25 protein-coding genes and 1 tRNA gene are annotated in these 25734 nt (G+C 65.7%); 17 read left to right on the top strand and 9 right to left on the bottom strand.

Features of this window, described 5'->3' with window-relative positions; translation table 11 throughout:
* Window positions 1–3: 3 nt before the first annotated feature.
* The 4 genes from pheT (at window position 4) to AC1DYD_RS06060 (ending at window position 3441) form a co-directional block, all read left to right on the top strand.
* The gene (gene pheT, locus AC1DYD_RS06075) at window positions 4–2436 is read left to right on the top strand and encodes a phenylalanine--tRNA ligase subunit beta (protein ID WP_478171851.1); all 2433 of its coding nucleotides are present in this window, start codon (window positions 4–6) and stop codon (window positions 2434–2436) included.
* Window positions 2433–2804: an integration host factor subunit alpha gene (locus tag AC1DYD_RS06070; protein ID WP_478171850.1), complete on the top strand. Its 372-nt coding sequence runs from the start codon at window positions 2433–2435 to the stop codon at window positions 2802–2804. The genes pheT and AC1DYD_RS06070 overlap by 4 nt, the downstream gene beginning before the upstream one ends.
* A 63-nt stretch (window positions 2805–2867) precedes the next feature.
* Window positions 2868–3338, top strand: a complete 471-nt coding sequence (locus AC1DYD_RS06065) for a MerR family transcriptional regulator (protein WP_478171849.1) — start codon at window positions 2868–2870, stop codon at window positions 3336–3338.
* 26 nt (window positions 3339–3364) lie between these two features.
* Window positions 3365–3441 (top strand) — tRNA-Pro (locus tag AC1DYD_RS06060).
* Between the two features lie 23 nt (window positions 3442–3464).
* Here AC1DYD_RS06060 and AC1DYD_RS06055 read toward each other — a convergent pair.
* Window positions 3465–3890, bottom strand: coding sequence for a hypothetical protein (locus AC1DYD_RS06055; RefSeq protein WP_478171848.1), 426 nt, complete (start codon window positions 3888–3890; stop codon window positions 3465–3467).
* A gap of 77 nt (window positions 3891–3967) precedes the next feature.
* Here AC1DYD_RS06055 and AC1DYD_RS06050 point away from each other — a divergent pair, with 77 nt between their 5' ends.
* Window positions 3968–4183, top strand: a complete 216-nt coding sequence (locus AC1DYD_RS06050) for a hypothetical protein (RefSeq protein WP_478171847.1) — start codon at window positions 3968–3970, stop codon at window positions 4181–4183.
* Window positions 4180–4353, top strand: a complete 174-nt coding sequence (locus tag AC1DYD_RS06045) for a hypothetical protein (RefSeq protein WP_478171846.1) — start codon at window positions 4180–4182, stop codon at window positions 4351–4353. The genes AC1DYD_RS06050 and AC1DYD_RS06045 overlap by 4 nt, the downstream gene beginning before the upstream one ends.
* A 49-nt stretch (window positions 4354–4402) precedes the next feature.
* Here the strand turns inward: AC1DYD_RS06045 and AC1DYD_RS06040 are convergent, their stop codons facing one another.
* Entirely contained in the window at window positions 4403–5038 is a 636-nt protein-coding gene (locus AC1DYD_RS06040) for a Crp/Fnr family transcriptional regulator (RefSeq protein WP_478171845.1), read from the bottom strand.
* 294 nt (window positions 5039–5332) lie between these two features.
* Between AC1DYD_RS06040 and AC1DYD_RS06035 the strand changes: the two genes are divergently transcribed.
* The gene (locus tag AC1DYD_RS06035) at window positions 5333–7183 is read left to right on the top strand and encodes a lipoxygenase family protein (protein WP_478171844.1); all 1851 of its coding nucleotides are present in this window, start codon (window positions 5333–5335) and stop codon (window positions 7181–7183) included.
* A gap of 36 nt (window positions 7184–7219) precedes the next feature.
* Here AC1DYD_RS06035 and AC1DYD_RS06030 read toward each other — a convergent pair whose 3' ends face one another.
* Window positions 7220–11023, bottom strand: coding sequence for a serine/threonine-protein kinase (locus AC1DYD_RS06030; RefSeq protein ID WP_478171843.1), 3804 nt, complete (start codon window positions 11021–11023; stop codon window positions 7220–7222).
* A gap of 121 nt (window positions 11024–11144) precedes the next feature.
* Between AC1DYD_RS06030 and AC1DYD_RS06025 the strand changes: the two genes are divergently transcribed.
* The 5 genes from AC1DYD_RS06025 (at window position 11145) to AC1DYD_RS06005 (ending at window position 14893) form a co-directional block, all read left to right on the top strand.
* Complete coding sequence (locus AC1DYD_RS06025) at window positions 11145–13004, top strand: FHA domain-containing protein (protein ID WP_478171842.1); 1860 nt, start codon at window positions 11145–11147, stop codon at window positions 13002–13004.
* A gap of 9 nt (window positions 13005–13013) precedes the next feature.
* The gene (locus AC1DYD_RS06020) at window positions 13014–13286 is read left to right on the top strand and encodes a hypothetical protein (protein ID WP_478171841.1); all 273 of its coding nucleotides are present in this window, start codon (window positions 13014–13016) and stop codon (window positions 13284–13286) included.
* A gap of 155 nt (window positions 13287–13441) precedes the next feature.
* Window positions 13442–13867, top strand: a complete 426-nt coding sequence (locus AC1DYD_RS06015) for a hypothetical protein (RefSeq protein ID WP_478171840.1) — start codon at window positions 13442–13444, stop codon at window positions 13865–13867.
* Window positions 13868–13974: 107 nt separating this feature from the next.
* Window positions 13975–14283 (top strand): hypothetical protein, encoded by a 309-nt coding sequence (locus AC1DYD_RS06010; RefSeq protein ID WP_478171839.1) that lies wholly within the window; start codon window positions 13975–13977, stop codon window positions 14281–14283.
* 19 nt (window positions 14284–14302) lie between these two features.
* Window positions 14303–14893, top strand: a complete 591-nt coding sequence (locus tag AC1DYD_RS06005) for a hypothetical protein (RefSeq protein WP_478171838.1) — start codon at window positions 14303–14305, stop codon at window positions 14891–14893.
* Between the two features lie 170 nt (window positions 14894–15063).
* Here AC1DYD_RS06005 and AC1DYD_RS06000 read toward each other — a convergent pair whose 3' ends face one another.
* Both AC1DYD_RS06000 and AC1DYD_RS05995 read right to left on the bottom strand, forming a co-directional pair.
* On the bottom strand, window positions 15064–16695 hold the full coding sequence (locus AC1DYD_RS06000; protein ID WP_478171837.1) for an adenylate/guanylate cyclase domain-containing protein: 1632 nt from the start codon (window positions 16693–16695) through the stop codon (window positions 15064–15066).
* A 175-nt stretch (window positions 16696–16870) separates the two neighbouring features.
* Window positions 16871–17548 (bottom strand): DUF4148 domain-containing protein, encoded by a 678-nt coding sequence (locus tag AC1DYD_RS05995; protein ID WP_478171836.1) that lies wholly within the window; start codon window positions 17546–17548, stop codon window positions 16871–16873.
* Window positions 17549–17849: 301 nt separating this feature from the next.
* Here AC1DYD_RS05995 and AC1DYD_RS05990 point away from each other — a divergent pair, with 301 nt between their 5' ends.
* Window positions 17850–18425, top strand: coding sequence for a sigma-70 family RNA polymerase sigma factor (locus AC1DYD_RS05990; protein WP_478171835.1), 576 nt, complete (start codon window positions 17850–17852; stop codon window positions 18423–18425).
* The gene (locus tag AC1DYD_RS05985) at window positions 18412–19095 is read left to right on the top strand and encodes an anti-sigma factor family protein (protein WP_478171834.1); all 684 of its coding nucleotides are present in this window, start codon (window positions 18412–18414) and stop codon (window positions 19093–19095) included. Before AC1DYD_RS05990 ends, AC1DYD_RS05985 begins: the two co-directional genes overlap by 14 nt.
* 46 nt (window positions 19096–19141) lie before the next feature.
* On the opposite strand, the gene AC1DYD_RS05980 is transcribed toward AC1DYD_RS05985, so the two are convergent.
* Window positions 19142–19828: a hypothetical protein gene (locus tag AC1DYD_RS05980; protein ID WP_478171833.1), complete on the bottom strand. Its 687-nt coding sequence runs from the start codon at window positions 19826–19828 to the stop codon at window positions 19142–19144.
* A 207-nt stretch (window positions 19829–20035) separates the two neighbouring features.
* On the opposite strand from AC1DYD_RS05980, the gene AC1DYD_RS05975 reads away from it, so the two are divergent.
* Window positions 20036–20977 (top strand): metallophosphoesterase family protein, encoded by a 942-nt coding sequence (locus tag AC1DYD_RS05975; RefSeq protein ID WP_478171832.1) that lies wholly within the window; start codon window positions 20036–20038, stop codon window positions 20975–20977.
* A gap of 44 nt (window positions 20978–21021) precedes the next feature.
* Entirely contained in the window at window positions 21022–21378 is a 357-nt protein-coding gene (locus tag AC1DYD_RS05970) for a cupredoxin domain-containing protein (RefSeq protein WP_478171831.1), read from the top strand.
* Between the two features lie 316 nt (window positions 21379–21694).
* Here the strand turns inward: AC1DYD_RS05970 and AC1DYD_RS05965 are convergent, their stop codons facing one another.
* Together AC1DYD_RS05965 and AC1DYD_RS05960 are read right to left on the bottom strand one after the other, a co-directional pair.
* On the bottom strand, window positions 21695–21928 hold the full coding sequence (locus AC1DYD_RS05965) for a hypothetical protein (protein ID WP_478171830.1): 234 nt from the start codon (window positions 21926–21928) through the stop codon (window positions 21695–21697).
* Window positions 21929–22876: 948 nt separating this feature from the next.
* Window positions 22877–23014 (bottom strand): hypothetical protein, encoded by a 138-nt coding sequence (locus AC1DYD_RS05960; protein WP_478171829.1) that lies wholly within the window; start codon window positions 23012–23014, stop codon window positions 22877–22879.
* A gap of 295 nt (window positions 23015–23309) precedes the next feature.
* Between AC1DYD_RS05960 and AC1DYD_RS05955 the strand changes: the two genes are divergently transcribed.
* Window positions 23310–24734 carry a phenylacetate--CoA ligase family protein gene (locus tag AC1DYD_RS05955; protein ID WP_478171828.1) on the top strand — a complete coding sequence of 475 codons (1425 nt, stop codon included), beginning with the start codon at window positions 23310–23312 and terminating at the stop codon, window positions 24732–24734.
* Between the two features lie 6 nt (window positions 24735–24740).
* Here AC1DYD_RS05955 and AC1DYD_RS05950 read toward each other — a convergent pair whose 3' ends face one another.
* Window positions 24741–25727, bottom strand: a complete 987-nt coding sequence (locus AC1DYD_RS05950) for a zinc-dependent alcohol dehydrogenase family protein (protein ID WP_478171827.1) — start codon at window positions 25725–25727, stop codon at window positions 24741–24743.
* Between the last annotated feature and the right edge of the window lie 7 nt (window positions 25728–25734).

The raw sequence follows: 25734 nt of genomic DNA, 5'->3' as shown, positions 1-25734 counted from the left end.
GAGATGCAATTCCCCGAGTCCTGGTTGCGCGAATTCTGCGACCCGCAGCTCAGCAGCGAAGCACTGGCCGAGACGCTCACGATGGGCGGCTTCGAGGTCGAGGAGCGCCGGCCGGTGGCGCCCCCGTTCAGCAAGGTCGTGGTCGGCGAGATCAAGGAAGCCGTCCAGCACCCGAACGCCGACCGGCTGCGCGTGTGCCAGGTCGATGCCGGGCAGGGCACCCTGCTCAGCATCGTTTGCGGTGCGCCGAACGCGCGCGTCGGCATCAAGGTGCCGCTGGCGCTGGTTGGTGCCGAACTGCCGCCGGGCGAGGACGGCAAGCCCTTCCTGATCAAGCTCGGCCAGCTGCGCGGCGTCGAGAGCCAGGGCATGCTGTGCTCGGCGCGCGAACTCAAGCTCAGCGAGGACCATGGCGGCCTGCTCGAGCTGGCCGCCGATGCACCGATCGGTGCCGACATCCGCGAGGTGCTGAAGCTCGACGATTCGCTGCTGACCCTCAAGCTGACGCCGAACCTCGCGCATGGATTGAGCGTCTACGGGATCGCGCGCGAGCTCGCGGCGCTGACCGGCGCGCCGCTCAAGAAGCCGGCGATCGCGCCGGTGAAGGCGGCCTTCGCCGACAAGCTGGCCGTGAAGGTCGAAGCGCCCGAACTGTGCGGACGCTTCTCGGGCCGCATCGTGCGCGGCGTCGACACCCAGGCCGCGACGCCGGCCTGGATGGTCGACCGGCTGGCCCGCTGCGGTCAGCGCAGCGTGACGCCGCTGGTCGACATCTCGAACTACGTGATGTTCGAGTACGGCCAGCCCAGCCACATCTTCGATCTCGACAAGATCCACGGCGGCCTCACGGTGCGCTGGGGCAAGGCCGGCGAACAGCTGAAGCTGTTGAACGGCAACACCGTCACGGTCGACGAGAAGGTCGGCGTGATCGCCGACGAGCGCGAGGTCGAGTCGCTGGCCGGCATCATGGGCGGCGACGCCACGGCGGTCTCCGACGACACCCGCAACATCTACATCGAAGCGGCCTTCTGGTGGCCCGAAAGCATCCAGGGCCGTTCGCGCCGCTTCAACTTCTCGACCGATGCCGGGCACCGCTTCGAGCGCGGCGTCGACCCGAGCCGCACCGTCGAGATCATCGAGCGCATCACGCGGCTGGTGACCGAGATCTGCGGCGGCGAGGCCGGCGCCATCGACGACCGGACGCTGCGGCTGCCCGAAGCGAAGCCGGTCACTTTGCGCGTGGCCCGTGCGGCGCGCGTGATCGGCATGCCGCTCACCCAGGCCGACTGCGCCGGCGCGCTGCGCCGCCTGTCGCTGCCGCTGGAGGAGGGCGATGGCACGCTGGTCGTGACGCCGCCGCCGCATCGTTTCGACCTGCTGATCGAGGAGGACCTGATCGAGGAGGTGGCGCGCCTCGTCGGCTATCAGAATCTCCCGACCACGCCGCCGCTGGCGCCGATCACCGCGCGGCTGCGGCCCGAGGCGGAGCGCAGCCGCTTCGCGGTGCGCTACCGGCTGGCGGACCTCGGCTACCAGGAGACCATCAACTTCAGCTTCGTCGAGGCCCACTGGGAGCAGGAGATCGCCGGCAATGCCGATCCGATCAAGCTGCTGAACCCGATCGCCAGCCAGATGAGCGTGATGCGCTCGTCGCTGCTCGGCTCGCTGCTGCAGGTGCTCAAGTTCAACCTCGACCGCAAGGCGACACAGGTGCGCGTGTTCGAGCTCGGCCGCGTGTTCCTGCGCGACGCCACGGTCGTCACCACCGACAGCACCGTCAAGGGCATCCACCAGCCGATGCGGGTGGCCGGCCTGGCCTGGGGCGATGCCGAGGAAGGGCGCTGGGAAGGCAAGGCCGAACGGGTCGATTTCTTCGACATCAAGGGCGACGTCGAGGCCTTGCTGGCCCCGCGCCTGCCGACCTTCGAGCCGGTTGAGCATCCGGCGCTGCACCCGGGACGCGCGGCGCGCGTGCTGCTCGACGGCCGCGCGATCGGTGTCGTCGGCGAGCTGCATCCGCGCTGGCGCCAGAAATGGGACTTCGCGCAGGCGCCGATCCTGTTCGAGCTGGAGCTCGATGCGGTCACGGCGCGTCCGGTGCCGGTCGCCAAGCCGGTGCCCAAGCTGCAGCCGGTCGAGCGCGACCTGGCGGTGGTGGTGGCCGAGTCGGTCACGCACGACGCGCTGATGGGCGTCATCCGCGCCGCTTCCGACGCCAGCCTGCTGAGCGAGCTTTCGCTGTTCGATATCTATCGCCCGGCGGTGGCCCGCGATGGCACGGTCGCCGGCGGCGGCCTTGCAGTGGGCGAGAAGAGCATGGCGGTTCGCCTCAGTTTCAGCAGCCACAGCGCACTGACCGACGAGCAGGTCGAAGCGGCGGTGCGCAAGATCATCGATCAACTCGGCGCCCGGCTCGGTGCCCGTCTGCGGGTATGAACGCCATGGATTTCACGCTCGAGGCCCTCGAAACACCGGCGCTGACCAAGGCGCACCTGGCCGATCTGCTGTTCGAGCAGATCGGCCTGAACAAGCGCGAGTCCAAGGACATGGTCGAAGCCTTCTTCGACCTGATCGCCAACAGCCTGATCGAGGGCACTGACGTCAAGATCTCCGGCTTCGGCAACTTCCAGATCCGCGTCAAGGCGCCGCGCCCCGGGCGCAATCCGCGCACCGGCGAGGCCATTCCGATCGGCGAGCGGCGCGTGGCGACCTTCCACGCGAGCGCCAAGCTGAAGGAACAAATTCACGGAAGCATCGGCGACGCCGCCCCACATGAGGTCGAATGGAGCCTGGGCGCCGAATAACATTGGTGCTCCGTGCGGCGGTGGAGTAACCTATGAGGTTTCGCTCGCACTGTCTTGATTTCAATGGAGAAAACCCTCCCGCCGATCCCCGTCAAACGCTACTTCACGATCGGTGAGGTGGCCGAGCTCTGTGGCGTCAAGCCGCATGTGCTGCGCTACTGGGAGCAGGAGTTCACGCAACTGCGCCCGATGAAGCGGCGCGGCAACCGGCGCTACTACCAGCACCACGAGGTGCTCATGATCCGCCGCATTCGCGACCTGCTCTACGACCAGGGCTTCACGATCAGCGGTGCGCGCAACAAGCTGCAGGAGCTGGTCCAGTCCGAGCGCGACCGCCGCAAGGCGGGCGAGATCCCGCTCGAAGGCATGGAGGCGATCGAGATCGACCAGGAGGAGTTCGACGCGGCGCTGCAGGACGACATGGAGGTGCCCGAGAGTGCCGGGGCATCCGGCCGGACCATCGATCTGTCGCAGTTGGTCCAGTTGCGGCGCGAACTGATTGAAATTCGTGAGCTGCTCGGCTCGAGTCACTGAAATCTGGCGGCTATAATTGAGAGCTTCGGTGTGTGGCGCAGCCTGGTAGCGCACTTGCATGGGGTGCAAGGGGTCGAAGGTTCGAATCCTTTCACACCGACCAAAATCGTCAGATAGATCAACGGCTTACGCCCACAAGGCGCAGGCCGTTTTTCTTTGCGCGTGACAAATCCGGTGGTTTTTGACTCGCGCGCCTCGAGCTTCAGCTTCGTGCGCACCACGCGCCACAAACGCTTGAACGATTCCTTCCCGCAAGGCCTGCCGTTCTTCGTGATGAAGAGGTAGTCGCTGGGCAGGCTGGCTGCGCCGCCGCGCCGCTTTTTCCGCAGCTCGAGCGCGCGGCTGCTGTAGGCCGCGCGGGCCGTAGGCAACATCGCGAATTTGCTGGAACTGTAGATAGAGGCGGCGCGGCATCTCTGCTGTCACGGAGATGCGCGCCTCACAAGCCTGACGAGAATCTTGGGAGTAGAAGAAATGGGGTCGTTCATTGGCGGCCTGCTGGCCGTCTTCGCCGTCGTGCTCTTCGGGGCGGGAATCGTGAGCCTGGTTCACCCGTCCTTCGCGCGAGATCGCAAGACTGGCGAAGTGCCATCGCGCAAGCGTCTCCTGCTCGGGACGATAGTGGTCCGATGCTCTGCCTGTTGGTAGCCGATGCGTTGCTTCCCGAGAATCCGAAGGGCGAGCAGGTCGCATCGGCAAAGCAACCCAAAGATGCAAAAGGCGAGCCTGCTTCAAAGGCGCAGGACACCGCCGGGCTCGAAATTCAGGAGCCCCCACCTCTCAAGCCCATCAGGTCCCCGAGCGAACTCTGGGGCTGGACCGCGAGCAGTTTCGACAGCGCATGAGCGCCGGCCTCGCCAAGGTCGAGGCCGACTGGAAGGTGGCCGAATTCGAGGTGGAGGAGGGCGACGTCAACGATCTCTGTCTTTCTGGCTCGCACCTTGGCCAAAGCGGAGGCAGTCTCGCTTTTCATTCCCACGCCGTGGGCGCAAACTCCACAGGCTGCAGCCACTGACACCAAGGTCTAGCTAGTCATGGTATTTACGTTTCCGTCTACGAGTGACTCACCACTTCGGCGGCAACTTTCTGAGCAGCACGATGCGCTCGCGCGAGACTTCGATGTAGCCACCCTTGGCCAGGTCGGTCAGCAGCCGGTTGACCATCGCCTTCGAAGCGCCCACGCGCTCGGCGATGCGCTGCTGGCTCAACGGCCCGGGCACCACGCGCAGGCCTTTGTCGTCGACCGCCAAGGCATCGAAGAGCCCCACGAGCCGGCCGTAGACGTCCACCGAAGCCAGGCGGCCCACCGTGCGCGTCAGGGTGCGCACGCGCTGCACCAGGCGCTGGATCAACTGAAACGCAAGCTCGGGCCGCTGCGCCAGCACGCGCTCGGCATCGGCCCGTGTCACGCGCGTCAGCCGCGCTCGCGTGGTGACCTGCACCGTGGCGGAGCGCAGTTCACCACTGAGCATCAGCTCGCCGAAGAGCTCACCCGCGTGCAGCGTATTGAGCTCCACCACGCGCCCGCCGTCCCCGGCCACGAACGCGCGCAGCTCGCCTTCGTGGATGAGATACATGCAGTCGGCCATGTCGCCCTCGGTCACCACCGAGGCACCAGGCTCCCAGGTACGCGTCTCGCCCAGCCGCGCCAACTCGGCCAGGAAGTCGCCGGAATTCTCTGCCCTCGACCCATCGAACATGCCTGCTCCTAGCTTGCACCTGAGGCCGGGACTGTACGGCACGGCCGGTCCGCGCATGGGATGGCGGGCCGGGCCTGGCTTTAATTCCACGCAAATGTCCACCGAGCCGTTAGTCTTGCCGACTGCGCCTTTCAAACCGTCTGCGGACCCGGAGAACCCCTCATGCCAGCGATGACCGTACCCATTCCCACCTTGCCGGTTCCGGACAACGCGGCGCAACGGGAGGCGCAGCTGTCGCTGGCCCGCACGGCCTACAACTACGTTCGAAGCTACCCCCATCTCGAGGAAGTGCCGATGTGCGCGGGCGTGCCGCCTGGCGAGGAGTTCAGCGCCGCCTACAACGCGCTGGTCGCGCAGACCAGTGCGGAGATCGCCGAGAACTTCGCCGTGAATGTGCGCAGATTGCTGGAGCATGAAATCAAGGCCGACTTGGACGTCAAGGGTGCGCTTGGCTTGCTCCTTCTCAAGATTGATGTTCAAAAGCTGGTCGAAGGCATGTTTGCAGCCGCCGTCGAGGCGGTTCAAGAAGGACCTACGGCGATTCTGAAGTCGACCTTGTTCGACATGTTGCGGCCGGACCAGCTTCAGGCCAAGGAAGAGTCGGACTACGAGAAACTGACCGCCACGCTGCCAAAGCCCCAGATGATGGCGATCGACGAAAAGGCTTGGATGCGGGGGCCAGACAGGCCCTGCGAGCAGGATTGGTTCTTCGGCTATCTGCAACTCGCCGGCTTCAACACCACCAATTTGCGCCGCGTCGCGCATGACAAGGTGACCGGCAGCAAGGCCCTGGCGTGGAGCGAGCTGAAGGCAAAAATGACGATCCCCGAGACGGTGAAAGTCCTGAGCCGAGACGGCTCCACCACTCATTCGCTGGCCGAGATGATCAGCGCCGGCAAGCTCTACGCCTGCGACTACGCCGCCCTGATCGGCGACGGGAAGCTGGAACCCAAGGAGAGCTGCCTGCACGGCAGGCACCGCTACCTGCCGTCGCCCATCGCCCTGTTCTATTGGAACGAGTCACCCCCCGAGGGCTATCCGCCGGCCTACGGGAAAGGCCAGGCCGGCGTGTTGCAGCCCATCGCGATCCAGTTGGGGCAGACCCCGGACTCAGCCATCTTCAGCCCGAACGATGTTTTCGATGCGAACGATGCCAATCATCTGAAGTGGAAAATCGCCAAGTACTTCGTCAACGTGGCCTGCGCGATTCAACACGAATCGGTCGCCCATCTCGGGGACTGCCACTTGATCATGGAGGCCGTCGCGGTGGCCACGCACCGCCAATTGGCAAAGGAACACCCGCTGTTCCAGCTGCTCGAACCGCATCTGCGGTTCACCATCAGCATCAACGATGGCGCCGCACACAACCTCATCGTCCCGGGTGGCGTGGTGGCCGCCAACGTCGGCGCCAACATCGCCTGGACGCTGCAGATGGTCAACGACGCGCGCATGGCCTGGCGCTGGGGCGAGAACAGCCCGGACAAGATCTTTTCCCTGCGCGGCGTAGACCGGCTGACGGCCTACCCGTTTCGCGACGACACGCTGCTGCTGTGGAAGGCCATCAAGGATTTCGTCGCCGGCTACGTGGCGATCTACTACACCAACGACCACGCCGTCAGTACCGACCGGGAACTCAAGGCTTGGGTGGACGAACTTGGCTCCGCCCAGTACGGCAATCTGCCGGGCTTTCCCGAGACGCTGAACACCCGTGACCAACTCGTTGAAGTCGTCGCGCAGATGATCTACACCGCAGGCCCTCTGCACGCGTCGGTCAACTACGGTCAATATCCCTTCGCGGGCTTCGCGCCCAGCGTGGCCGCGGCGATCTACAAAGCCGCGCCGACGCGCGACGACCTGATCGCTGACGAGACGAAGTGCCTGGAGTGGTTCCCGCCGCTGGACGTCGCGCTGTACACGGTGTCGTTCGTGTACCTGCTCAGCAGCATCCAGTTCGACGCGCTGGGGCACTACGCCGGCAACCCGCAATACCCGCACTTCGCGCACCGCCCGGCCCAGAAGGCTCTCGAGGCCTTTCAGGCGGCGTTGGCGCAGGCCGAGATCACGATCCACCAGCGCAACCTCGAACGGCCGATTCCCTATCTTTTCCAGTTGCCGTCCAGGGTACCCAACAGCATCAGCATCTAGCGCCGGCCGTGCGCAACCAGCGTGGCTCGTGGGTTGTCAGAGAGCCCCTGGCTGGCATCCCGGTGCCAGCATCTCGGTCGTTGCTTCGACGTCGATCACGCCTTGGCTGTGCATGACGGCCTCTCCAGCCATCACCAGCGCGCGGCCTGCCTCGCCGCCCATCCATTGCCCCTGCCTGCGCCGCGCGGCGGCGCTGTACAGCTTCAATCCCGTGGCGTCGAAGGTCACTGTCGCAGCCTGCAGCCACTCTGCCGCCCGAGCCGGTTGCCGCTTTTCGCACGCCAGGCCAGCTTCAAGCACCGCGGCCCAACCGGGCAGGTGGGGCAGGCGGGTCTTGTTCATCAGCCTGACAGTCGTTCTGGCAATCTCCAGAGCTTCGGCGACGTCCGTCGAGCCTTGCCGCGCGGCAGCCAGTGCACAACCGGCTCGGTAATAACTCATCAACCCGAACGCAGTCTTCATGCGCAGGAGCTGCGATTTTTCAAGCGCCGACCACTGTTGCGCTGCCAGCAAGACGCCTCGCGCCGGCTGGCCCTCGTAAAGCGCCAGGTTCAGATCGGCCAAGAGGATCAGGTAGTCAGCCCATTGATAGATGCTTTGAACTTGATAGCTGGCCTTGGCCTGGCCGAGCCGCCGGCCCGCGTCGGCAAGACCGCGGTGCGCCAGCAAGGCAGGCGCTGCAAAACCGACCACGCCGCAAGCCAGATACTGGTCGCCCCGTCGCAAGGCGTTCTCGACAATGCCAGGCGCTGTGGTCGAGGTCTGGGCATAGTCGCCAAGATGATTCGCCGCATTCACGCAGTAGAGTTGGGTGCCGGCCAACTCGAACGGCACCTCCGTGCATTGAGAGCCCAACCACTCCAGGACATCTTGCAGTACCGGCTGGGCTTCGGCAAACCGACCTTCGTGAGCCAGCACACAGCCGCGAATTTGCCGAACCCATCCCGTCAATTCGTTCTGCGACACCTCACTGGCCAAACGCTCGGCTTGCAGCATGATCGGTTCCGTCTTTGCGCGCGTGCCCAGGCCATCGAGGCTGACCATGTAGGCCTCCATGGTCAGGGCCCGCGCCGCATGCGCACGTGAGCCCGTGTTCAGGGCCAGCCGCGCATAGCGGGCCGCCATGTCGACCATCACGAAGGCATTGTTGCCGACCGAGCCCTGGACCACCGACCACATCGCGCCCAGCCGGGCTTGATCGCCGGGTCCGGGTACTGCGCCTGGGTCGATCTTCAGACCTCTGCACATCAGCAGGAAGCGCGAAGCCAGCGCCGCGGCCATCGCTGCCCGTGGCGACCGCGGCATGGACAGGCCGATGGCGGCCAGCACCTCGCCCAACAGGACTCGCGCCTCGTCGGTAAAGCCACTGGTGCTGAGCAGATGCGCCGCTGCGCGCTTGTGTTCGAGCGCTTCCTGCGGCGGCGCACCGATGCTCGCAGCGCGATAGACCTCTGCGGCCTCGCGGCTGTTGCCCATCGATGCCAGCATCGCGGCGAGCTTGACTTGCACATGCCGGAACCGCGCAGGGTCGGCACCGATGAGGTCCAGGCACTGTCGATACTGGCGGGAAGCGAACTCGAACGCCAGCGCGGCTGCAAAGACATCGCCCGCCTTCTCGTAGTAGACGCTGGCACGCTGGCTGTCCCCGGCACCATGGAAGTGCAACGCCAGGTGCTCCGGCTCCGAGTCCTCCTGCGCGGACAGCGCTTCGGCCAGGCGGGCGTGTATGCGGCGCAGGGCATCGGGGGCCAAGGCGTCGGCCACCGACTCGCGAATCTTGTCGTGATAGCACTCCAGCACGCGACTGTGCGCACTGACCCTTGCGGTGCGTGCGAGCCGCTCGAACAACAAGGCGTCGAGGGCTTCATGCGTCGCATCGGCGGCATCCACGGCCAACTGCGCTGCCATCGGGCGCCCTGCCACTGCCAGCACATTCAGCACATCGCGCGCCTTCGCAGGCAGCAGGCCGACGTGCCTGTCCACGGTCTGGCCCAGCGTGAGCGCGGTCGGACCGACCCCCGTCAGCCGGGCCGAGAGCGCCTGGCGAACCAGTTCACCGACGAAGAAGGGGCTGCCTCGGCCCTCGGCCGCGATCGACGCGGAGTCCGCGGTGCTGGCCGAACCGAGCAGGCGCTGCGCCAATAGCACCGAAACTGCCGGCGGCAGTGGGCCCACATGCAGAGAACGGCACTCCACCCGCGGACTTTTGGCTGCGATACCCAGGATTTGCTGCAAGTGCGCGTTGTCCTTGGCGCCTTCGCTGCGGTGCGTCGCCACCCACAGGAACGGCGTCGGTTCGGGCTGGCTCAACAGGTACTCGAAGACGACGATCGAATCGCTGTCGGTCCATTGCAGGTCGTCCACGAAGATGACCAACGGCCGCCGGTCGCGCATGCGTCCGAGCAGTTCACTCAGCGCGGCGAACGCGCGCAGCCGCAATTCCTGGAGATCGGGGATGACCTTCCTCGGCCCCTGGGCCACGGCGTCGACACGCTCGAGCACGGGGAAGAGACGGGCCAAGGCGTACATCTCGCGCGGCATCAGATCGCCGGCTTCTTCGCGCGACAGCCCGTGCAGGTGGCTGCTGAGCTCGTCCATCACCGAGTCGAAGGCCTTGAAAGGCACGCTTTCACGGTCGTAGCAGCGCCCCTCGAGCGCGACCGAGCGTCCACTGCCTCTCACCTGGTCGAGAAACGCATGCAACAACGCACTCTTGCCCATGCCCGATTCGCCGCTGACGAACATCACGACCGGACGGCCGGCCAGCATGGACGCATGGGCGGCGTGCAGCGCGGCCATTTCGCTCTCGCGTCCGAGCAGGATGTCGGCCCGGAGCGCCATGCCCCTCAGTTCCGCGTGTGCAGGGCCCGATACGGGGGCCACTTGGCCTGGCGCGTCCGCCCGGTCAAGGGCTGCCTGCACCTGGGCCGCATCGGGCCGCGCTGCGGGGTCGCGCTGCAGCAGCGCATCGCACAGCTTGGCAAGGTCGTGCGGCGCGTCCGCACACAGGCTGTGCACGCGGGGTGCGGCCTGGTGCCGTTTGAGCTCGAGCACGGCACTGAGCGGCCCTTCGAACGGCAGCCTGCCGGTCAGGGCAACGAACAACATCGAGCCGATCGCGTACAGGTCGCTGGCGGTCGTCGGAGCCGAATTCGCCGCGCTCGAAGTTTGCTCGGGTGCCAGGTAGCCGGGTGTGCCGCTGAAGCCGACTTCGACCGCCGGGCGCCCGGCCGCGCGGGCATGCCAGTCCACGACCAAGCCGAAGTCCAGGATCACGACCCGCCCGTCCTTTTGAACGAGGACGTTCGACGATTTCAGGTCCCGGTGCAGCATGCCGGCGCCATGGATCGCCACCACGCCCTGCAGCAACTGTTTCAGGGCGGCGCGCAAACGCTGCTCATCGAGCCGCCCGTCAGGGCGCACCCACTCGTTGAAGCGCTCGCCGTCGACGAGCTCCATGCTGAAGAACCAGCCCTCGTCGCTGAACAACTCGTGCAGACGGCACAGGTTCAGGTGATTCATGTCGGCCAGCGAGCGGAACTCGTTCTTCAGCCGGTAGACGCTGCCCGGGTCGAGCCAACTCAGGGTCTTGATCGCGACGGCGCTGCGCCTGAGGTCGTCATAGGCTTCAAACACCACCCCCATGCCGCCCTCGCCAATTTGGCGCAGGATGCTGAATCGGCCATCAAGCACGCTGGTTCCGGGCAGCGGTCGAAAGCCCGAGCCCAGCAACTGCGCTCCGGGGACCGGCGAGGCTTGCTGAAGCATGTCCAGAAACGACCCGCCGCGACCCTCGACCGTGAGATCGAGTCGGGCTGGTTCAATTTCTTTTGGTGACATGACGCCTTCGCAACCACCATGGAGTGCTTAAATCATTATCAATGAACATCAAGTCAATTTGTGACCAGTCACGGGGTTTTGCTACGGATTCACCCCCGCCGCCATCCTTCTCGAGGGTGCCGTGCGCCTGATCCTGGAAGCCACTGCCGCAGGTGCCGTCAAGCGCCTGGACTTCTGGGCCGCCGAACCTGTGACGATCGGGCGCTCGCCCGGCTGCCAGATCCAGATCGACGCCGACCAGGGCAGCGTGTCTCGGCTGCATGCCCAGCTCGTCCCTACCGCACGAGGCTGGGTGGTGGAGGATCACAGCAAGGTCGGAACCCTGGTGAACGGCATGAAGCTTGGGCATGGACAGCGTTGTGCGCTGCGCCTGCACGACGAGTTGCGGGTCGGACCCCTGCGCCTGCGGGTGCTTGAGCTCGGGGGCCAGATCGAGCAGACGCTGGCCACCGAGCTCAAGCTGACGGCGGTGAACTTCGCGACGCTGGACCCGCAATTGATCCTGAAGTCGGCGCTGGAACTGCCTCGCTTGTTCGGTGAGGCGCACGCCGAAGGCGAGGTGCTGCAGAAGGCTTGCGCCTTTCTGGTGCAAGTGCTCGCGCCCGTCGTCAGTTCGGCCTATGTCGTGCAAGCGCATCCGGAGCGCATCGAGTCGTCGCGCATGCTCGCAACGTACTCACTGAACGGAGAACGCGCCCCGGTGCTCAGCCGCAGGGTCATCGGCGGCGCGCTCCACCTTGACGGCTCGGTCGCCTTTTTCAACCACGCCACCTCGACCGAAATCGATGCCACCGTGCACGACACGACGCGAACGGTCGGGGCCTGCCTGATCGAGTGCAGCAGCACCGGCGAGCCCATCGTGATCTATGTCGTCGGCGAGCAAACCTTGCCGAACAACAACGCCGACATCGCTGCCGGTTACCTCAGCCTGGTCAGCACGCTCACGCGCCAGCATCTGGTGGCCCAGAGGCAGGCCCATTTGACCCAGTACTTCTCGCCCAAGGTCGTTGATCTGCTGATGCGCCCTGGCGGACGCTCGAGTGCCGAAGGCGACCCTCGTATCATGGAGGCCACCAGTCTGATCTTCGATCTTCGAGGTTTCTGCCTTTCCACCGAGGCGGCGGCGACAGACTTGCTTCGATGGCAGAAAGAACTCCGAAGCACGATGGACACCGTCTCGCGGGAAGTCTTTGCTCACGAGGGAACGGTGATCGACTACCAGGGCGATGGGTGTTTCGCCGCCTGGGGGGTGCCGTTCGAGCAACCCGGCCAGGCCCAACTGGCGGTTGACTGCGCGCTGCGGATTCTTGAGCAGTTGAAGACAACCCCTTTGCAGTCCTTGTCGTCGCCGTCCGGCCCGGTGTGTGGCATCGCCATTGCCAAGGGGCAGGTGCTGGCCGGTTCGATGACATCGAGCCGGCATTTCAAGTACGGGTTGCTGGGCACTTCGGTCAACTGCGCATCCCGTGTGGAGACGCTCACCAAACCCGGCCGACTCGACGCGCCGCTGCTCGTCACCGAAGAGGTGGCCAGGCTTCTGGACGTGACACGCACGCCATTTGTTCGGGCAGCCCGCGTGGCCTTGGCAGGCATGGAAACCCTCTTCGATGTCTACGAGGTGCTCGATCCCACACGAAGCCTGTCGTCGGCCGGCCATGCCGCACGCTGGGAGACCCTTTTGTGCATGCTGGAAGGGGTGCGCCAGCTAGCCGATCTGCAAGCGCTCCAAGCGGCGATTGGCGCGCCCGCGTGGGCAGACGATCCCCGCGTGCGCTGGCTGCAAGCACAGTGCAGACAGTTGGAAGACCCGGAGCAGCTGTCCCGGTGGGACGGCGTCGTGCGCTACGAAAAGTWGGGCGGTTGCCAGCGGAGTGGCAACCGCTCGACGGCCGACGCCAGGGCCCGCCGGTCAGTATTGAACGCAGGCGCGCCGGGCAGCTCAGGCACCGCGACCATGCCTCCATCGGTTGTTCAACCATAGGAGACTTTCATGATCACCGCCAAGACCATCCCTTCCGTCGCCAACCTCGAAGTCCTCGACGCCGGCCACGAGACCACACCCCGCGTGCCGGAAGCCTCCACGCTGATGGAAGAACTGCGCAAGGCGGTGACCCACGCGACCCAGTGGGTGGCTGGGTTCGACCCCGATCTGGCCCGCGACCGCTTCCTCGGCGAAGCCACAGATCCGGCCGACTTGGAGCGCCGCATCGTTGCCTGGGAACGCGCGCAGGAGACGCGCCGCGCGCTGCCGCCGGTGCTCTGAAGGCGCGCGGGCGCCGGCCACGGTGTTCGTGCGGCTTGGAAAACGCAAGCTCCAGAGCACGCATCAAGCCTGAGGCCTTATGGCTTGTTCTTGTTTTTTTTGATGAACCAAGGTTGCTTCAACTCCACATGGGTCCTCTCAAGGAGAGCTTGCCAATGTTCGATCGATCCCTTCGATACCTGACCACCGCCGCATGGCGGACCTCCCCACGCTACGTCGTGGCGCTGCTCGCCTGCGTTCTGTTGGCGCTTGCCTGGCGCGGTCCGACCGGGCATGTCGAGGCAGCGATGAAGCATCCTCTGCCCAACGGCGGCGCCGCATTCGTTTCGACGGATTCCCGCTTCGATTCACTGCGCAACCAGGCAGCGAGCGGCGACGAACGCTCCAACCTCGAACTCAGCAGTGCCTTGATGGACAGGTACGACCTGACGGGCGATTCGAACGACCTCTACGAGGCGCTGGAATGGGTCGACAGGCGCTGGGACGTGTCCGACCACGCGGAACAGGTCAGCCGCATCGTCGCGCAGTACTGCGGTCATCGCGTCGTGCAGTGGCATCGCCTGTGCGTGCTGGGCGAATGACCGAGACAGCGTCATGCATGCCGTACGGCTGTCCTCCTCGCCTGCGAATGATGGGCGAACGGCAGCGCTCTGCCTTCGCAGGCTCACCCCAAAAAAAAGGCTTTGTCATGGTCAAGTTGCCTACGGTTCTTCTTCTTCTTCTTCTTGTGCTTCTGCATACAGCCGCTCACTCCCAACGGCAGCTTGCGCCCATTGCGCCTCTCGACGCAGGAAAGTCGACCCCTCAACGCCTCACGTCCGTGATCTACGAGTGCGAGCGGCGCGCATTGCGGCAGCAGTTGAGGGTGGACGACACATACCGGTGCGATTACACGAAGAAGTTCTCGGAGGACCGCATGTTCGGCGGCGATTCGGGTCGCATGCGCGCATGGCTCGCGGAGCAGCGGTACTTCATCGAAGCCGAGTTGACGCCTTGATGGAGACGGGGTCGCAGGCATGAGCTTCAAGCCCGAGACCTTCATCGCGGCGAACGATCCGGGCCTCGCGCACGCGGTCGCGCGGAGCTTCCTGACGGCCGACGCCGCGGAGACGGCTGCGCGCCATCGGCGCGTGGAGCGCCTCGGCGCAAAGGCTGGAAGTCTCGCCGCATGGCGCGCCTTCTTCGCCGAGGACATCGTCGCCGAATCGGTCCTTCGCGGCTACGGCGATCGCGCGCTTTGGAGCGTCGCCGGCTACGCCACGATCGATTTCGGCGAGGCGCTGTCGTCCGGTCACGGTCTCCACGTTCACGCTGTCGCCCGGCAGCGCAGCGTCGATTTCTCGCCGATCGCGGTGACGTCCCACGCGGTCGCCCGGATGATGGCGCGCACGCTCCACCAGGCTGATCGACATCTCGTGAAGGCGACGCTGATGCCGTTCTTCCGCGCGTGGTGGGCGCAGCTCGCCAACGAGAACGTCGCCGACGAGCTGCCGGAGGGCGCCGACCTCGCGCCGGCCTTCGTCTGCGGCCTCAACCGCCTCGGGCCGGGTTCACGCTGGGCGCCGTTTACCACGGTGGATACGATGGTCCTGAGCCGAAGCTCCTAGTCCACTGAAGCATTGAATTGGCTGTGTATTCTCCCAATCAATGCGAACCTGCTGTTCAGATGGAGACGGAGCCGGTCGAACCCGACTGGGGAAGACCGGACCCGCTGCATACGCGACCTTCCTCATGAGCGCTCCTTGCGCTGGCCGCGCAGACTTTGGGTCCCCCGGCGTCATGCGTCCGGGCGAGGCATCTGGCGCGCATCGGGCAACACACGGACGCGCACCGCCTCATCACGGCCTCGCAGGCGCGCATTGAGCGACGCCAGGCCGGTTGCCGAAACCCCGGCGTGCCGGAACACCGCGTCCGAGACGATGGCCTCGCAGCCGACGTCCCTTGTCAACTGCTGAAGCCTGGAGGCCACGTTCAACGCGTCCCCCAACGCCGTGAACGTCACGTGCTCGCGGAAGCCGATCTCACCCATGACCGCGCGGCCGCAATGCACCCCGATGCCAAATCGTATGGGCTGCTGCAACTGAGGTTCGAGCGCCTCGTTCAGCGCCGCGATATTCATCGCGACCAGTGGAACCGCGCTCAGCGCCTGGCGGCATGCGGTGGCAGGCTCGGTATCCAGACCGAATATGGCGAGGACCCCGTCGCCCAGGAACTGGTTTGGCAGCCCGCCTTGCTGCACCACGGCGGCGCAGGCCGCACCCAGGAAACGACTGACGAAGAACAGGCTGTCGAACGGCAATTGCACCGCTGCGAGCCGTGTGGAATCACGCATGTCCACGAACATGAACGCGCCGAATCGCTCTTGCGGCATGGCGCCCCATCGGCTCCCCTGCTGGAAGGCCGCGGATGCCGCCGGCGGTACCAGGGGCCACACGGCAAGATCGGCTTTCGGACGCAACTGGCATGCGAGCCGCACGTATCGCCAATCAGCGCCGAGCCGCTCCAGCACGCGCCGTTCCGCCTCCGCTGGCGCCGGGAGCGCCACATCACTGACCACGCGCACCTGGCACAACGAGCATCGGGCGCGGCCCCCGCAGGCGCTCGCGTGGGGTATGCCAGCCATCCGGCTTGCCTCCAACACCGAAAATCCGAATGGCACATGGACTTGCCTTCCCTCCGGATAGCGCACGCAAAATCGCCCATTCCTGCGCTCCCACAGCGCACGCATCACTCGCGCCGAGAGCACCAGCAGCAGCGCGCCACCATCGAAGAGAAAGAAGTCATTGCGCAAATCGACGAGCCAGCGATTTTGCGCTGCCGTCCCGACGACAGTCTGCGCCAGTGCTTGCCCGCGCCAGTCCGAGTTCTGGGCCAGCGCCATCACCTCGCGGCCGCCTTGCAGATAGCCCAGCAAGGCAAGCACCGGCAATAGCACTGCCGCGCTCAGCAGCACACTGCGCCAAGCCCCGAACCATGGTTTCAAACGCAACCAGAACCAGATGCCGTAGCACCCATGCAGCCACGCAACCACGAGCAGCATCAGCTGCACCCAGCCGAACGCTGGCTGAGCGATCCAGAGCGAGTACAGCAGTTGGGCATAGCCCTTGTTCAAGCCAAACTCGGCAAAGGCGATTCGCGTGTTCACGAGGTGGTTGGCAAGCAGCGGCGGAATGCACAAGCCCAGAGTGAGCTGCGCCACCTCGTTCGGAGTCCAATGCAGCGAGCGCCGTTCATACAGCGCCCATAGGCCCAGGAAGAAGTGCATGACCAGGGCGCTGTACAGGAAGGTCGTGCCAAGCCACCCCTGCCAGACGAACTTCTGCACCAACAGGCCTCGCTCGAGCCAAGCGAGAGAGGCATTGCCGAGCGAATGATTCAGCAGGTGAGTCCCGATATAGCCAAACAGCACGAGCCCGCTCGCCAGCCGAACCGAGCGCGCTCCGGCCGGGCGCAGGGTTCGGAGAAGTCTGAAGCCTGGCATGGTGCCCCCGCGCGAATTATGCGGCAGCGCCGGCCGCGCCGCTGCACGGGAGCGAGCGACGCAGACCGGCCGCGACGGACTCCGGCCGGCCTGCGTGAACGCGTCACTGCGTGGCGCCGCCCGAGGCCGAGGGTTCCTCAGCGGCCACCAGCCGAGACGCGCCGCCATTTGTCGCCCGCGCTTTGGCGTAGCGCTGCGGGCGCTCTTCGTTGAGCCTCAGGCCGGTTTCGTCGTTCGCGAGCATGTCGCCCGTTCGGATCGCTTCGACCAATTCGGCCTTGACCTGAGCGCGGGTCTTCCCCGCCGCCACAACCTGCGCACGGTAGAGTTGCGGGTGCTCCTCGTTGACCCTCAGCCCGCTCTCGTCATTGGCCATGATGTCGCCCGTTCGGATCGCGTCGGCCAGTTCCGTTCTAACCTGTGCGCGCGTCTTGCCCTCTGCGACAACCGGGGCAGGATAGCCCCGCGGATTCAACTCCCTGAGGGTCAAGCCGCTTTCGCCCGAGGCGAGCATGTTGCCCGTTCGCATCGCTTCGGCCAGCTCGGCCTTGACCTGCGCGCGCGTCATGCCCCCTTCGGCATGGACTGCTGCGCCGAGTGCAGCGAGAAGGAACAAAGTGCCAGTGGCGCGAGCGAACTGCCAGCGGCCAGGCGCGTCGCGTCTTGTCGCGCACGCGCTTGCACATTGAAGCGTTCGAGCATCGCCGTCGTTGGCCTGGAGTTGCGGACCGGCAACTGCCGAGCCGGCTTGGGGGACAGATTTTGGATCGAATGTACGCATGCTGATCTCCTGGGTTGAGCGGCACCGCCTGTGCCGTGGTTGAGGCCTCTCAGCCTCTTGATGCAGTACGGCGGCGATCCGCGGAATATTCCTGGCTGATCAACGGCGACCCATGCCCTCGCATGCATTGCTCCTGAAAGCGTGAACAACTACCGGAAACGACTTGAAGAGGCTGCTTCCTGTGCAGTTGCGCGGTTGGAGCGGGAACGGAACAGAACTTTCAGCACGCATGACGGATCGAAAACCCGACGCACGCCCGGAATAACCCGGCGCCCGGCCCCGTCATGCAAGGAAGAAACCCATGATGGATCGCACCCGCAAATTCGAGGCCGCAACCTTGATGCATCTTCCTGCCGCCTACAACTTGGCGCGCTGGTTGCTGCGCGACGCGCAGCAGGCCGAAGACGCAGTGCAGGAGGCCTACTTGCGCGCCTTGCGCTTTTTCGACGATCTGCGCGGCGAAGATGCCAGACCCTGGTTGATGGGCATCGTGCGCAACGCCTGCTACGACTGCATGCGCGAACGGCGCCGTCTGGGCGATCAGATCGAGTTCGACGAAATGCGCGACAGCGAAACCACCGGTCTGGCCACGGCTGCGTGGCCGGACAGCAGCATCGATCCTGCCGACCTGTGGGACAAGCATGTCCTCGGCAAGCGCGTCAATGCGGCGATCGAGGCGCTTGCACCGGCGTTCCGCGAAGTGATCGTGCTGCGCGAGTTGGAGGAGATGTCGTATGAGGACATCGCGCGGGTCGCCGGCATCCCGCTCGGAACGGTGATGTCACGCCTGTCGCGCGCCCGTGCCCTGCTGCGCGAGGCGCTGCGGCCCGAGCATGGAACCACAATTGCAGCAAGGAGGCGCGATGCGAACGCATGAAGACGACGCCCTCGGGACGCTGATCCGGAGCGAGGCCACCCGGTACGCACCACCTGCCGGGTTGACTGGCCGCATCCTGGCCCGAGTGCGGACAGCGGCCGCGCCGACGCCGACACCTCCCGCAGCGAGTCCGGTCGCGGCGCGCTGGCGTCGCTGGCTGGAGGCGGCGGCCGTATACGGCGCCGGCGCCGCGACCGCCTGGGGCATTGCTTTCAGTCTGCTCGTGGTGCCCGCGCAGGACCTGACGCGCGATGCCGTGATGGCCAGCCACGTCCGCTCACTGATGGGGTCTCACTTGGTGGACGTTGCCTCGTCCGACCATCACACCGTCAAACCGTGGTTTGCCGGCAAGCTCGACTTCTCCCCGCCGATCATCGACCTCGCGGCCGAAGGCTTCCCGCTGACTGGCGGCCGGCTCGACTACCTGGACGGTCGGGCTGTCGCTGCGCTGGTCTATCAGGCCGGACCGCACGTCATCAACCTGTTCGTCTGGCCGACGCCTGACAGCGAGTCAGTCCCACCCGAATTGCTCGTGCGACAGGGCTATAACATCGTGCACTGGCGACAGGCCGGAATGCAGGCCTGGGCCGTATCAGACATGAATGCTGCGGAGTTGCAAACCTTCACGGGGCTGGTACGCAAGCGCCTGGCAGCGCCCGACGCCGGATAGTAGCCCCGGGGGCGAGCTGTTTTCTGCCGCGGGCGACCGGCCCAGGTCACGGCGCTGCCGAGTCGCTCGTCTTCGCATCGCGCCATCGGCCGGCTACAAACGAGCCAGCGAGCAGCGACAGGTAAGTGCCCAGCAGGGCTCGACGCCATGCAGCGAGCGCCGCCGCACGAGGGCGCGTCTCTGCCGCATGTGTCACAAGGATGGCTGCGCGAGGCTCGATGCTGCGGCTCATGCGGATGAACCCCGCAGCCGAGAGCAGCGGCACCACAACGAGAATCGCGGCCAATACGAGCCGGGCGCGGCGCAACGGAACCCGATGACGCGCCGTGATCCACAGGCCCAGGCAACCATGCACCCAGCCTGGCGCGAGCAGCGCGATCTGCCAACCCTGCGTGCCGCCCGAGATCAGTCCGGCGATGATCTTTTCGTAACTCGGCTCGAATGCGTAGAAGGACGTCGCTAGCCGCGTGTTCACGGCGTGGCCGATCAGCAGCAAAGGAAGGCTGAAGCCCGACCACAGACGAAGCCATTCCGTGGCCGGCAAATGCCATTCGCGGCGTTGGTAGATCGTGCGCAATGCAAGCGCAAAGTGCAGCGCGAACGCACCGTACAGTGCCGCTGTGCCCGGCGTGCTTTGCCACAGCCGGATCGACAAGCGCAACCCGGCCTCCGCGAGCGGCAACGAGACGATGCCCAGCATGTGATTGAACAGGTGCAGCGAGATGTAGCTCATGAGCACCACGCCCGAACCCAGGCGCAGGTGATGGGCGGTCAAGGTCATATGCGAGTCCTGTTGTCAACACACATGAAGCGATGACTGCGCCCGAACGGAATCTATTCCGCAGGCGAGTGCGCACTCGCGCAAAAAGGCGGGAATAAATCTCTGCCTTGCTTCGTATTGCCTTTGCAACGACCTTCAACCCATTGACAGGAGCAGTTCATGAATACGTACGATCCGGGCCGACGTCGCGCCCTCAGTTGTCTATCCGCATGGGGCGGCGCAGCCGTCGTCTGGACCGTGAGCGGCGGCATACCGCGCGCCCTGGGTGCAACCGGTACTGGCATGCCGCCAGGCGCTACGCGCGGTGCACTGACCTTCGTTCAGATCAGCGACACCCACATCGGCTTCCACAAAGAGGCCAACCCCGATGTCGTTGGCAGCCTGCGCCACGCCATCGCCGACATCAATGCGCTGCCTCAGGCTCCTGCATTCGTCGTGCATACGGGCGATGTCAGCCACTTGTCAAAACCCGAGGAATTCGGCAGCGCCAAGGAAATCCTCAAGGAGATTCGCGTCGACCGCGTCCATACCGTACCGGGTGAGCACGACACGATCGACGATGGTGTCACCGGCTACCTGAAGTTCTTCGACCACGACGGCAAGGGCCGCGCCTGGTACAGCTTCGATCAGGGCGGCGTGCACTTCATCGGGCTGAACAATGTGCTCAACTTCAAGGCAGGCATGTTGGCCGCACTGGGCGACGAGCAACTGGCGTGGCTCAAGAGCGATCTCGCCGGTGTCTCGCGCTCGACGCCGATCGTCGTCATGGCGCACATACCGCTCTGGACGATTTGGGAACCTTGGGGCTGGGGCACGGCCGATTCTGCCCAGGCGCTTGCGCTTCTGCGCCCTTACGGATCGGTCACGGTCCTCAACGGGCATATTCACCAGGTGCTGCAAAAAGTCGAGGGCAGCGTTGCGCTGCACACGGCGATGTCGCTCGCCTATCCGTTGCCCACGCCAGGCCAGGAGGGGATTGGCGAGCCCGGCCCGGTCAAAGTCCCCGCCGGTGAGCTCGGCAAGCTGCTCGGCACTCGGCAAATCAGCCTGGTCCGCGGCAAGAGCGAGCTTGCCATGGTCGACCGGCCCCTCGAAGGCTGAGCCCATCCCGACTTTATCTCACGACCAATTCGAGGAGCCACGCCATGTTCGATCAACTCAGTCTGAATCGTTGGGGCGCACTGTTTGCGCTGGTCGCTTGCGGCGCGTTGAGTCCTTCGGCTGGCCTTGCGGCCGACGCCGCGACGACCGTCGACGTCAGCAAGTTCGTCTTCGGGCCCAAGGAGATCACGATTGCGCCCGGATCCAAAGTGCGCTGGGTCAATCACGACGAGGTGCCACACACTGTTGCCAGCGCGCCGGGCCAGGACAAGGTCATCGCCTCGAAAGCGATGGACACCGACGATCGGTACGAGGTTACCTTTTCAATGGAAGGCGACTACGCCTACTACTGCACCGTGCATCCGTTCATGACCGGCGTCGTCCACGTGCACAAGCCATAGATGGCCCCGGGGGGCCGCTTGGGCCAGTTGTTCGGCAGCCTTCTGTCGAATTCGCTCGGGACGGTAGGCGGCGAGTCTCGGCCTGGATCGGAAGTTTGTCACCCCCTCCAGCTCGTCTTCACGATCAACGTGGATGGTCATTTCCAGAAAGCCGGCTTCGATCCGACCCTCATCGCTGAATGCCACGGCTCGATTCCATCGCTGCGGTGTCTGAACGGCGGCAGGGCCAGTATCTGGAGTGTCGACGAAGTTGAACTCGAGATCGATCGACTGGAGCAGGTCTTTTTCGAATTGCTCCATGTCCGGGTCTTTGGTCTTAGGCATCGAGAGCCTCCTTCAGCTTCATCAGGGTTGCGGCGGGGATGTTGTCGAACTTGGCCTTCACGTAGACGAGCAGCAACACCAGATCGCCGCGCTCTTTGCGGGTGAAATAGATCACACGGGCACCACCGCGCTTGCCCATGCCGGGACGGGTCCAGCGCACCTTGCGCAACGCGCTGGTGCCCTTGATCACGTCGCCGGCTTCGGTGTTCTCAGCGATCCAGGACACGAAATCCAGACGCTCTTCCTGGCGGCGTACCCTTCGGACAGACAGTCTGCCGGCGCTGGTAGAGCTTGCTTCGGCGCCCGCCCATCAAGGACGGTTCCTCGATGCCGGCGACTGTCCCGATTTCAGCGCTTGCGTTGCCACTTTTGTGGGCACAGCGTCGCGACGGCCGACTGGTAACGGGTTGCAACGAAGCGCCCATGCTTTTCCACAGGCTTGTCCACCGCCACGGTGGAGAACCCGCCACTCAGGATTCGGCGCCATCCACGCGATGCCGCTGCGAAGTTGTGCACATTTGTATTACATGTGGCGATGGGCAACCGCGGAAGGAGATCTGGCACCAAGGTGCCGCCCGCGGCAAGACCAGCCTCAGGTCTGCCGCTCCTCGACCCTGCACGGGCCAACGACTCACCAAAACCGCCACCACGAGCGTCGACTGACAGGTATTTTCTCCAGCGGGGCTGACAGCGTCGTAGCCATGCTGAAGCGGCGTCTCGCTTCGGCTTCGAGAGCTTGGGCAGCTCTGCGCGCTTCGCTGTCACCGTGGAGTCCCTGAAGGCGGAGCGCCTTAGCGTGCTCGAAGAGTTCTTCGTCCGAGAGATCGCCTGTCTGGGTCATGCTTTCATTCTGTCGCACGATGCGAGCAGAGCAAATATTGACCGCGTCGCTTTTTCCTCAGATCTGGGTAAATGTCACAAAATGTCACTGAACACGTCGCCGCAAGATTCGGGCTACGCCTTCCGTGGCGCATCGGCCGGTTCCAGGACAGTGCCGCGCCTGGCGTGGCGCAGAGACCTGACAAACGCGCCCCCAGGGGTCGAGGGTTCGAATCCTTTCACACGACCAAAATCGTCAGATAGATCAACGGCTTACGCCCACAAGGCGCAGGCCGTTTTTCTTTGCGCGGGACGAATCCGGGGGGCGCTTGATAACGCAGTCGAGGAGGCTGGCTCAATCCCGGGTGACCCATGCGACCAGCGCATTGAGCGCGAGCCACAGCACCCCGGCTCCCAGCAGCGCCAGGGTGGCCGCCGTCAATCCGACGGCGCGTGCGCTGCCTTGCACTGTCGAAGGGGCAGTGACTTTCATGGCGATTCGATGGTCCCGATGGTGTGAATCATGGTGCGAACTCCTTGCCGCTGAAGCGCTTGTATGGTGCGCGCGCCACGGGTGGGAGGGCTTGCGCTGGATCAAGCTTGCGGGAAGCAGCGTTCCCTTGACGCGCATCAAGCCGATGCGCGCGTCGACTGCCAAGCTCCCATGTTCGAAGGAGCGGCGATGACCATTGGATTGCTCGACGGGACGGGCGCGAGGCCGGCATGAGCGCCGCGCCGGGCCGCCCCAAGCAAGCTCGCACCGCAGTGCGCAGCACGGAGCTTGCCCTATGAGCCCGGCCCCACCGGTGCCGGTCGATCCCTGGTTGTCCGGGACGGTGGCGATGGACGTCGCACTGGCCTCGCACGCGTCCGCCGACTCGATCGCCGCCCGTCAGGCACGCCGCCTGGGCGAATTGCTCGCCGCGGCGAGGCTGCGGTCGCCGCTGTACTGCCGCCTGCTGGCGGGCCGTGACCTGGGCAGCCTGCGCCTCGGGGACCTGCCGGTGATGCACAAGGCCGATCTGATGCAGTGCTTCGACGAATGGGTGGCCGACCCCGGTCTCCGGCTGGACGACATGCGCCGCTTCGTGGCCGACCGGCAGCGCATCGCCGAACCCTTCCTCGGTCGCTACGTGGTGTGGGAGAGCTCGGGAAGCAGCGGCGATCCCGGGATCTTCGTGCAGGATGCAACGGCGATGGCGGTCTACGATGCGCTCGAGGCGCTGCGGCGGCCGGCCCTGCGGCCGCTGCAACGCCTGCTGGACCCGTGGGGGCTGGCCGATCGCATGGCCTTCGTCGGCGCGACCGGCGGCCACTTCGCGAGCACGGTGTCGATCGAGCGCCTCCGCCGTCTCAATCCGGCCATGTCGGTGCGCATGCGCAGCATCTCCTTCCTGCAGCCGGTCGACGGCATCGTGGCGGAACTGAACGCCTTCGCCCCGACCGTCATCGCCACCTATCCCAGCGCGGCCGTGCTGCTGGCCGAGGAACGGATGGGCGGGCGCCTGAGCGTGACGCTGGGCGAGATGTGGACCGGCGGCGAAGAGCTGTCGCAGGCCAAGCGCGAGTTCGTGAAGCGGGCCTTCGGCTGCCCCGTGGCCAACAGCTACGGCGCGTCGGAGTTCCTGTCCCTGGCGTCCGAGTGCCAGCACGGTCACCTGCATCTCAACAGCGACTGGGCGATTCTCGAGCCGGTGGACGCACGGGGCCGAGCCGTTGCGCCCGGCGAGGCGGCAGCGACGACGCTGCTGACCAACCTGGCGAACCACGTGCAGCCCCTGATCCGCTACGACCTGGGCGATCGCGTCACGGTGCAGGAACGCGCATGCCCGTGCGGCTCCTGCCTGCCCGTGATCGAAGTGCAGGGCCGCAGCGAGGACACCCTGCATCTGGGCCGCGCCAGTTCGGGCCCGGTCAGCGTGCTCCCGCTGGCGCTGAGCACGATGCTGGAAGAGGAGGCCGGCCTGTTCGACTTCCAACTCGTGCAGGAGGGGCCGTGCAAGCTGCTCCTGCGCACGGGCCTGTCCGGTGCCGAGGCCGAACTCGCGCTGCAGCGGGCGCGCCGGGTGCTCGGCGACTTCCTCGAATCCCTGGGCGCGGTGGGGGTGCACGTCCATTGCCGCAGCGGCGAACCCGGCCACGCCGGCCGCAGCGGCAAGGTGCTGCGCGTGGTTGCGGCGCCGGACCGGATATCAGGGTCCGGTGCCACTTGAATCCGCTCAGGGCAGCAGCACCGCCGCGCCCTGCAGCCGGCCGGCCCGCAGATCCGCCATCGCTTCGTTGGCCTGCTCCAGCGGGTAGGTGGCGACGTGGACCTGCGGTGGACGCGAGCGCACCAGCGCAAGGAATTCATGGGCGTCGGCGCGTGTGAGATTGGCCACCGAGACCAGCTCGCGCTCCTCCCAGAGCAGGCGGTACGGGAAAGCGGGGATGTCGCTCATGTGGATGCCGCCGCACACCACCCGCCCGCCTTTGCGAACCGCCCGCAAGGCCGTCGGCACCAGTTCGCCGGCGGGCGCGAAGATGATCGCGGCGTCCAGTGCCTCGGGTGGAATCTCGTCCGATCCTCCCGACCACGCGGCGCCGAGGCTGCGGGCGAAGGCCTGGCTTTCGGTGTCTCCCGGCCGCGTGAACGCGAAGACCCGGCGCCCCTGGCCGACGGCCACCTGCGCGATCAGGTGGGCGGCGGCGCCGAAGCCGTAGAGGCCAAGGCGCGCGCCGCTGCCGGCCGCCTTCAGGCAGCGCCATCCGATCAGGCCGGCGCACAGCAGGGGCGCGATCCGGGCCGGCTGCTGCGTCAGCCGGCCCAGAGGCAGGCAGAAATCGGCCTCCGCGAGGACGTGGCTCGCGAAGCCGCCGTCGCGGTGGTAGCCGGTGAAGCGCGGGGTGTCGCAGAGGTTTTCCCGGCCCTCGGCGCAGAAGGCGCAATGCCCGCAGCTGTGGCCGAGCCAGGGCACGCCGACCCGGTCGCCGACGCGATGCCCCTGGACGCCCGCGCCGAGCGCCTCGACCTCGCCGACGATCTCATGGCCCGGCACGATCGGCATCAGGGGCAGCGGCAAGTCGCCGTCGACCACGTGCAGGTCGGTGCGGCAGACCGCGCAGGCCAGCACGCGAAGTCGCAGCTCGCCGGCCGCAGGCTCCGGCAGCGGGCGATGTTCCAGTTTCAGTGCCTGCCCGACGGCATGAAGCACCATCGCGCGCATCGCCGTC

The sequence above is a fragment of the Variovorax sp. P4_B11 genome, from assembly GCF_056402355.1.
The sequence above is the reverse complement of the archived record's forward strand: the minus strand, read 5'-3'. Positions and strand labels throughout refer to the sequence as shown.

What these genes read in the sequence shown, in the direction of transcription:
- pheT (WP_478171851.1), top strand. Translation starts at nt 4, where the DNA reads ATGCAATTCCCCGAGTCCTGGTTGCGCGAATTCTGCGACCCGCAGCTC.
- AC1DYD_RS06070 (WP_478171850.1), top strand. Translation starts at nt 2,433, where the DNA reads ATGAACGCCATGGATTTCACGCTCGAGGCCCTCGAAACACCGGCGCTG.
- AC1DYD_RS06065 (WP_478171849.1), top strand. Translation starts at nt 2,868, where the DNA reads ATGGAGAAAACCCTCCCGCCGATCCCCGTCAAACGCTACTTCACGATC.
- AC1DYD_RS06050 (WP_478171847.1), top strand. Translation starts at nt 3,968, where the DNA reads ATGCTCTGCCTGTTGGTAGCCGATGCGTTGCTTCCCGAGAATCCGAAG.
- AC1DYD_RS06045 (WP_478171846.1), top strand. Translation starts at nt 4,180, where the DNA reads ATGAGCGCCGGCCTCGCCAAGGTCGAGGCCGACTGGAAGGTGGCCGAA.
- AC1DYD_RS06040 (WP_478171845.1), bottom strand. Translation starts at nt 5,038, where the DNA reads ATGTTCGATGGGTCGAGGGCAGAGAATTCCGGCGACTTCCTGGCCGAG.
- AC1DYD_RS06035 (WP_478171844.1), top strand. Translation starts at nt 5,333, where the DNA reads ATGTGCGCGGGCGTGCCGCCTGGCGAGGAGTTCAGCGCCGCCTACAAC.
- AC1DYD_RS06030 (WP_478171843.1), bottom strand. Translation starts at nt 11,023, where the DNA reads ATGTCACCAAAAGAAATTGAACCAGCCCGACTCGATCTCACGGTCGAG.
- AC1DYD_RS06020 (WP_478171841.1), top strand. Translation starts at nt 13,014, where the DNA reads ATGATCACCGCCAAGACCATCCCTTCCGTCGCCAACCTCGAAGTCCTC.
- AC1DYD_RS06015 (WP_478171840.1), top strand. Translation starts at nt 13,442, where the DNA reads ATGTTCGATCGATCCCTTCGATACCTGACCACCGCCGCATGGCGGACC.
- AC1DYD_RS06010 (WP_478171839.1), top strand. Translation starts at nt 13,975, where the DNA reads ATGGTCAAGTTGCCTACGGTTCTTCTTCTTCTTCTTCTTGTGCTTCTG.
- AC1DYD_RS06005 (WP_478171838.1), top strand. Translation starts at nt 14,303, where the DNA reads ATGAGCTTCAAGCCCGAGACCTTCATCGCGGCGAACGATCCGGGCCTC.
- AC1DYD_RS05995 (WP_478171836.1), bottom strand. Translation starts at nt 17,548, where the DNA reads ATGCGTACATTCGATCCAAAATCTGTCCCCCAAGCCGGCTCGGCAGTT.
- AC1DYD_RS05990 (WP_478171835.1), top strand. Translation starts at nt 17,850, where the DNA reads ATGATGGATCGCACCCGCAAATTCGAGGCCGCAACCTTGATGCATCTT.
- AC1DYD_RS05985 (WP_478171834.1), top strand. Translation starts at nt 18,412, where the DNA reads ATGCGAACGCATGAAGACGACGCCCTCGGGACGCTGATCCGGAGCGAG.
- AC1DYD_RS05980 (WP_478171833.1), bottom strand. Translation starts at nt 19,828, where the DNA reads ATGAGCTACATCTCGCTGCACCTGTTCAATCACATGCTGGGCATCGTC.
- AC1DYD_RS05975 (WP_478171832.1), top strand. Translation starts at nt 20,036, where the DNA reads ATGAATACGTACGATCCGGGCCGACGTCGCGCCCTCAGTTGTCTATCC.
- AC1DYD_RS05970 (WP_478171831.1), top strand. Translation starts at nt 21,022, where the DNA reads ATGTTCGATCAACTCAGTCTGAATCGTTGGGGCGCACTGTTTGCGCTG.
- AC1DYD_RS05960 (WP_478171829.1), bottom strand. Translation starts at nt 23,014, where the DNA reads ATGAAAGTCACTGCCCCTTCGACAGTGCAAGGCAGCGCACGCGCCGTC.
- AC1DYD_RS05955 (WP_478171828.1), top strand. Translation starts at nt 23,310, where the DNA reads ATGAGCCCGGCCCCACCGGTGCCGGTCGATCCCTGGTTGTCCGGGACG.
- AC1DYD_RS05950 (WP_478171827.1), bottom strand. Translation starts at nt 25,727, where the DNA reads ATGCGCGCGATGGTGCTTCATGCCGTCGGGCAGGCACTGAAACTGGAA.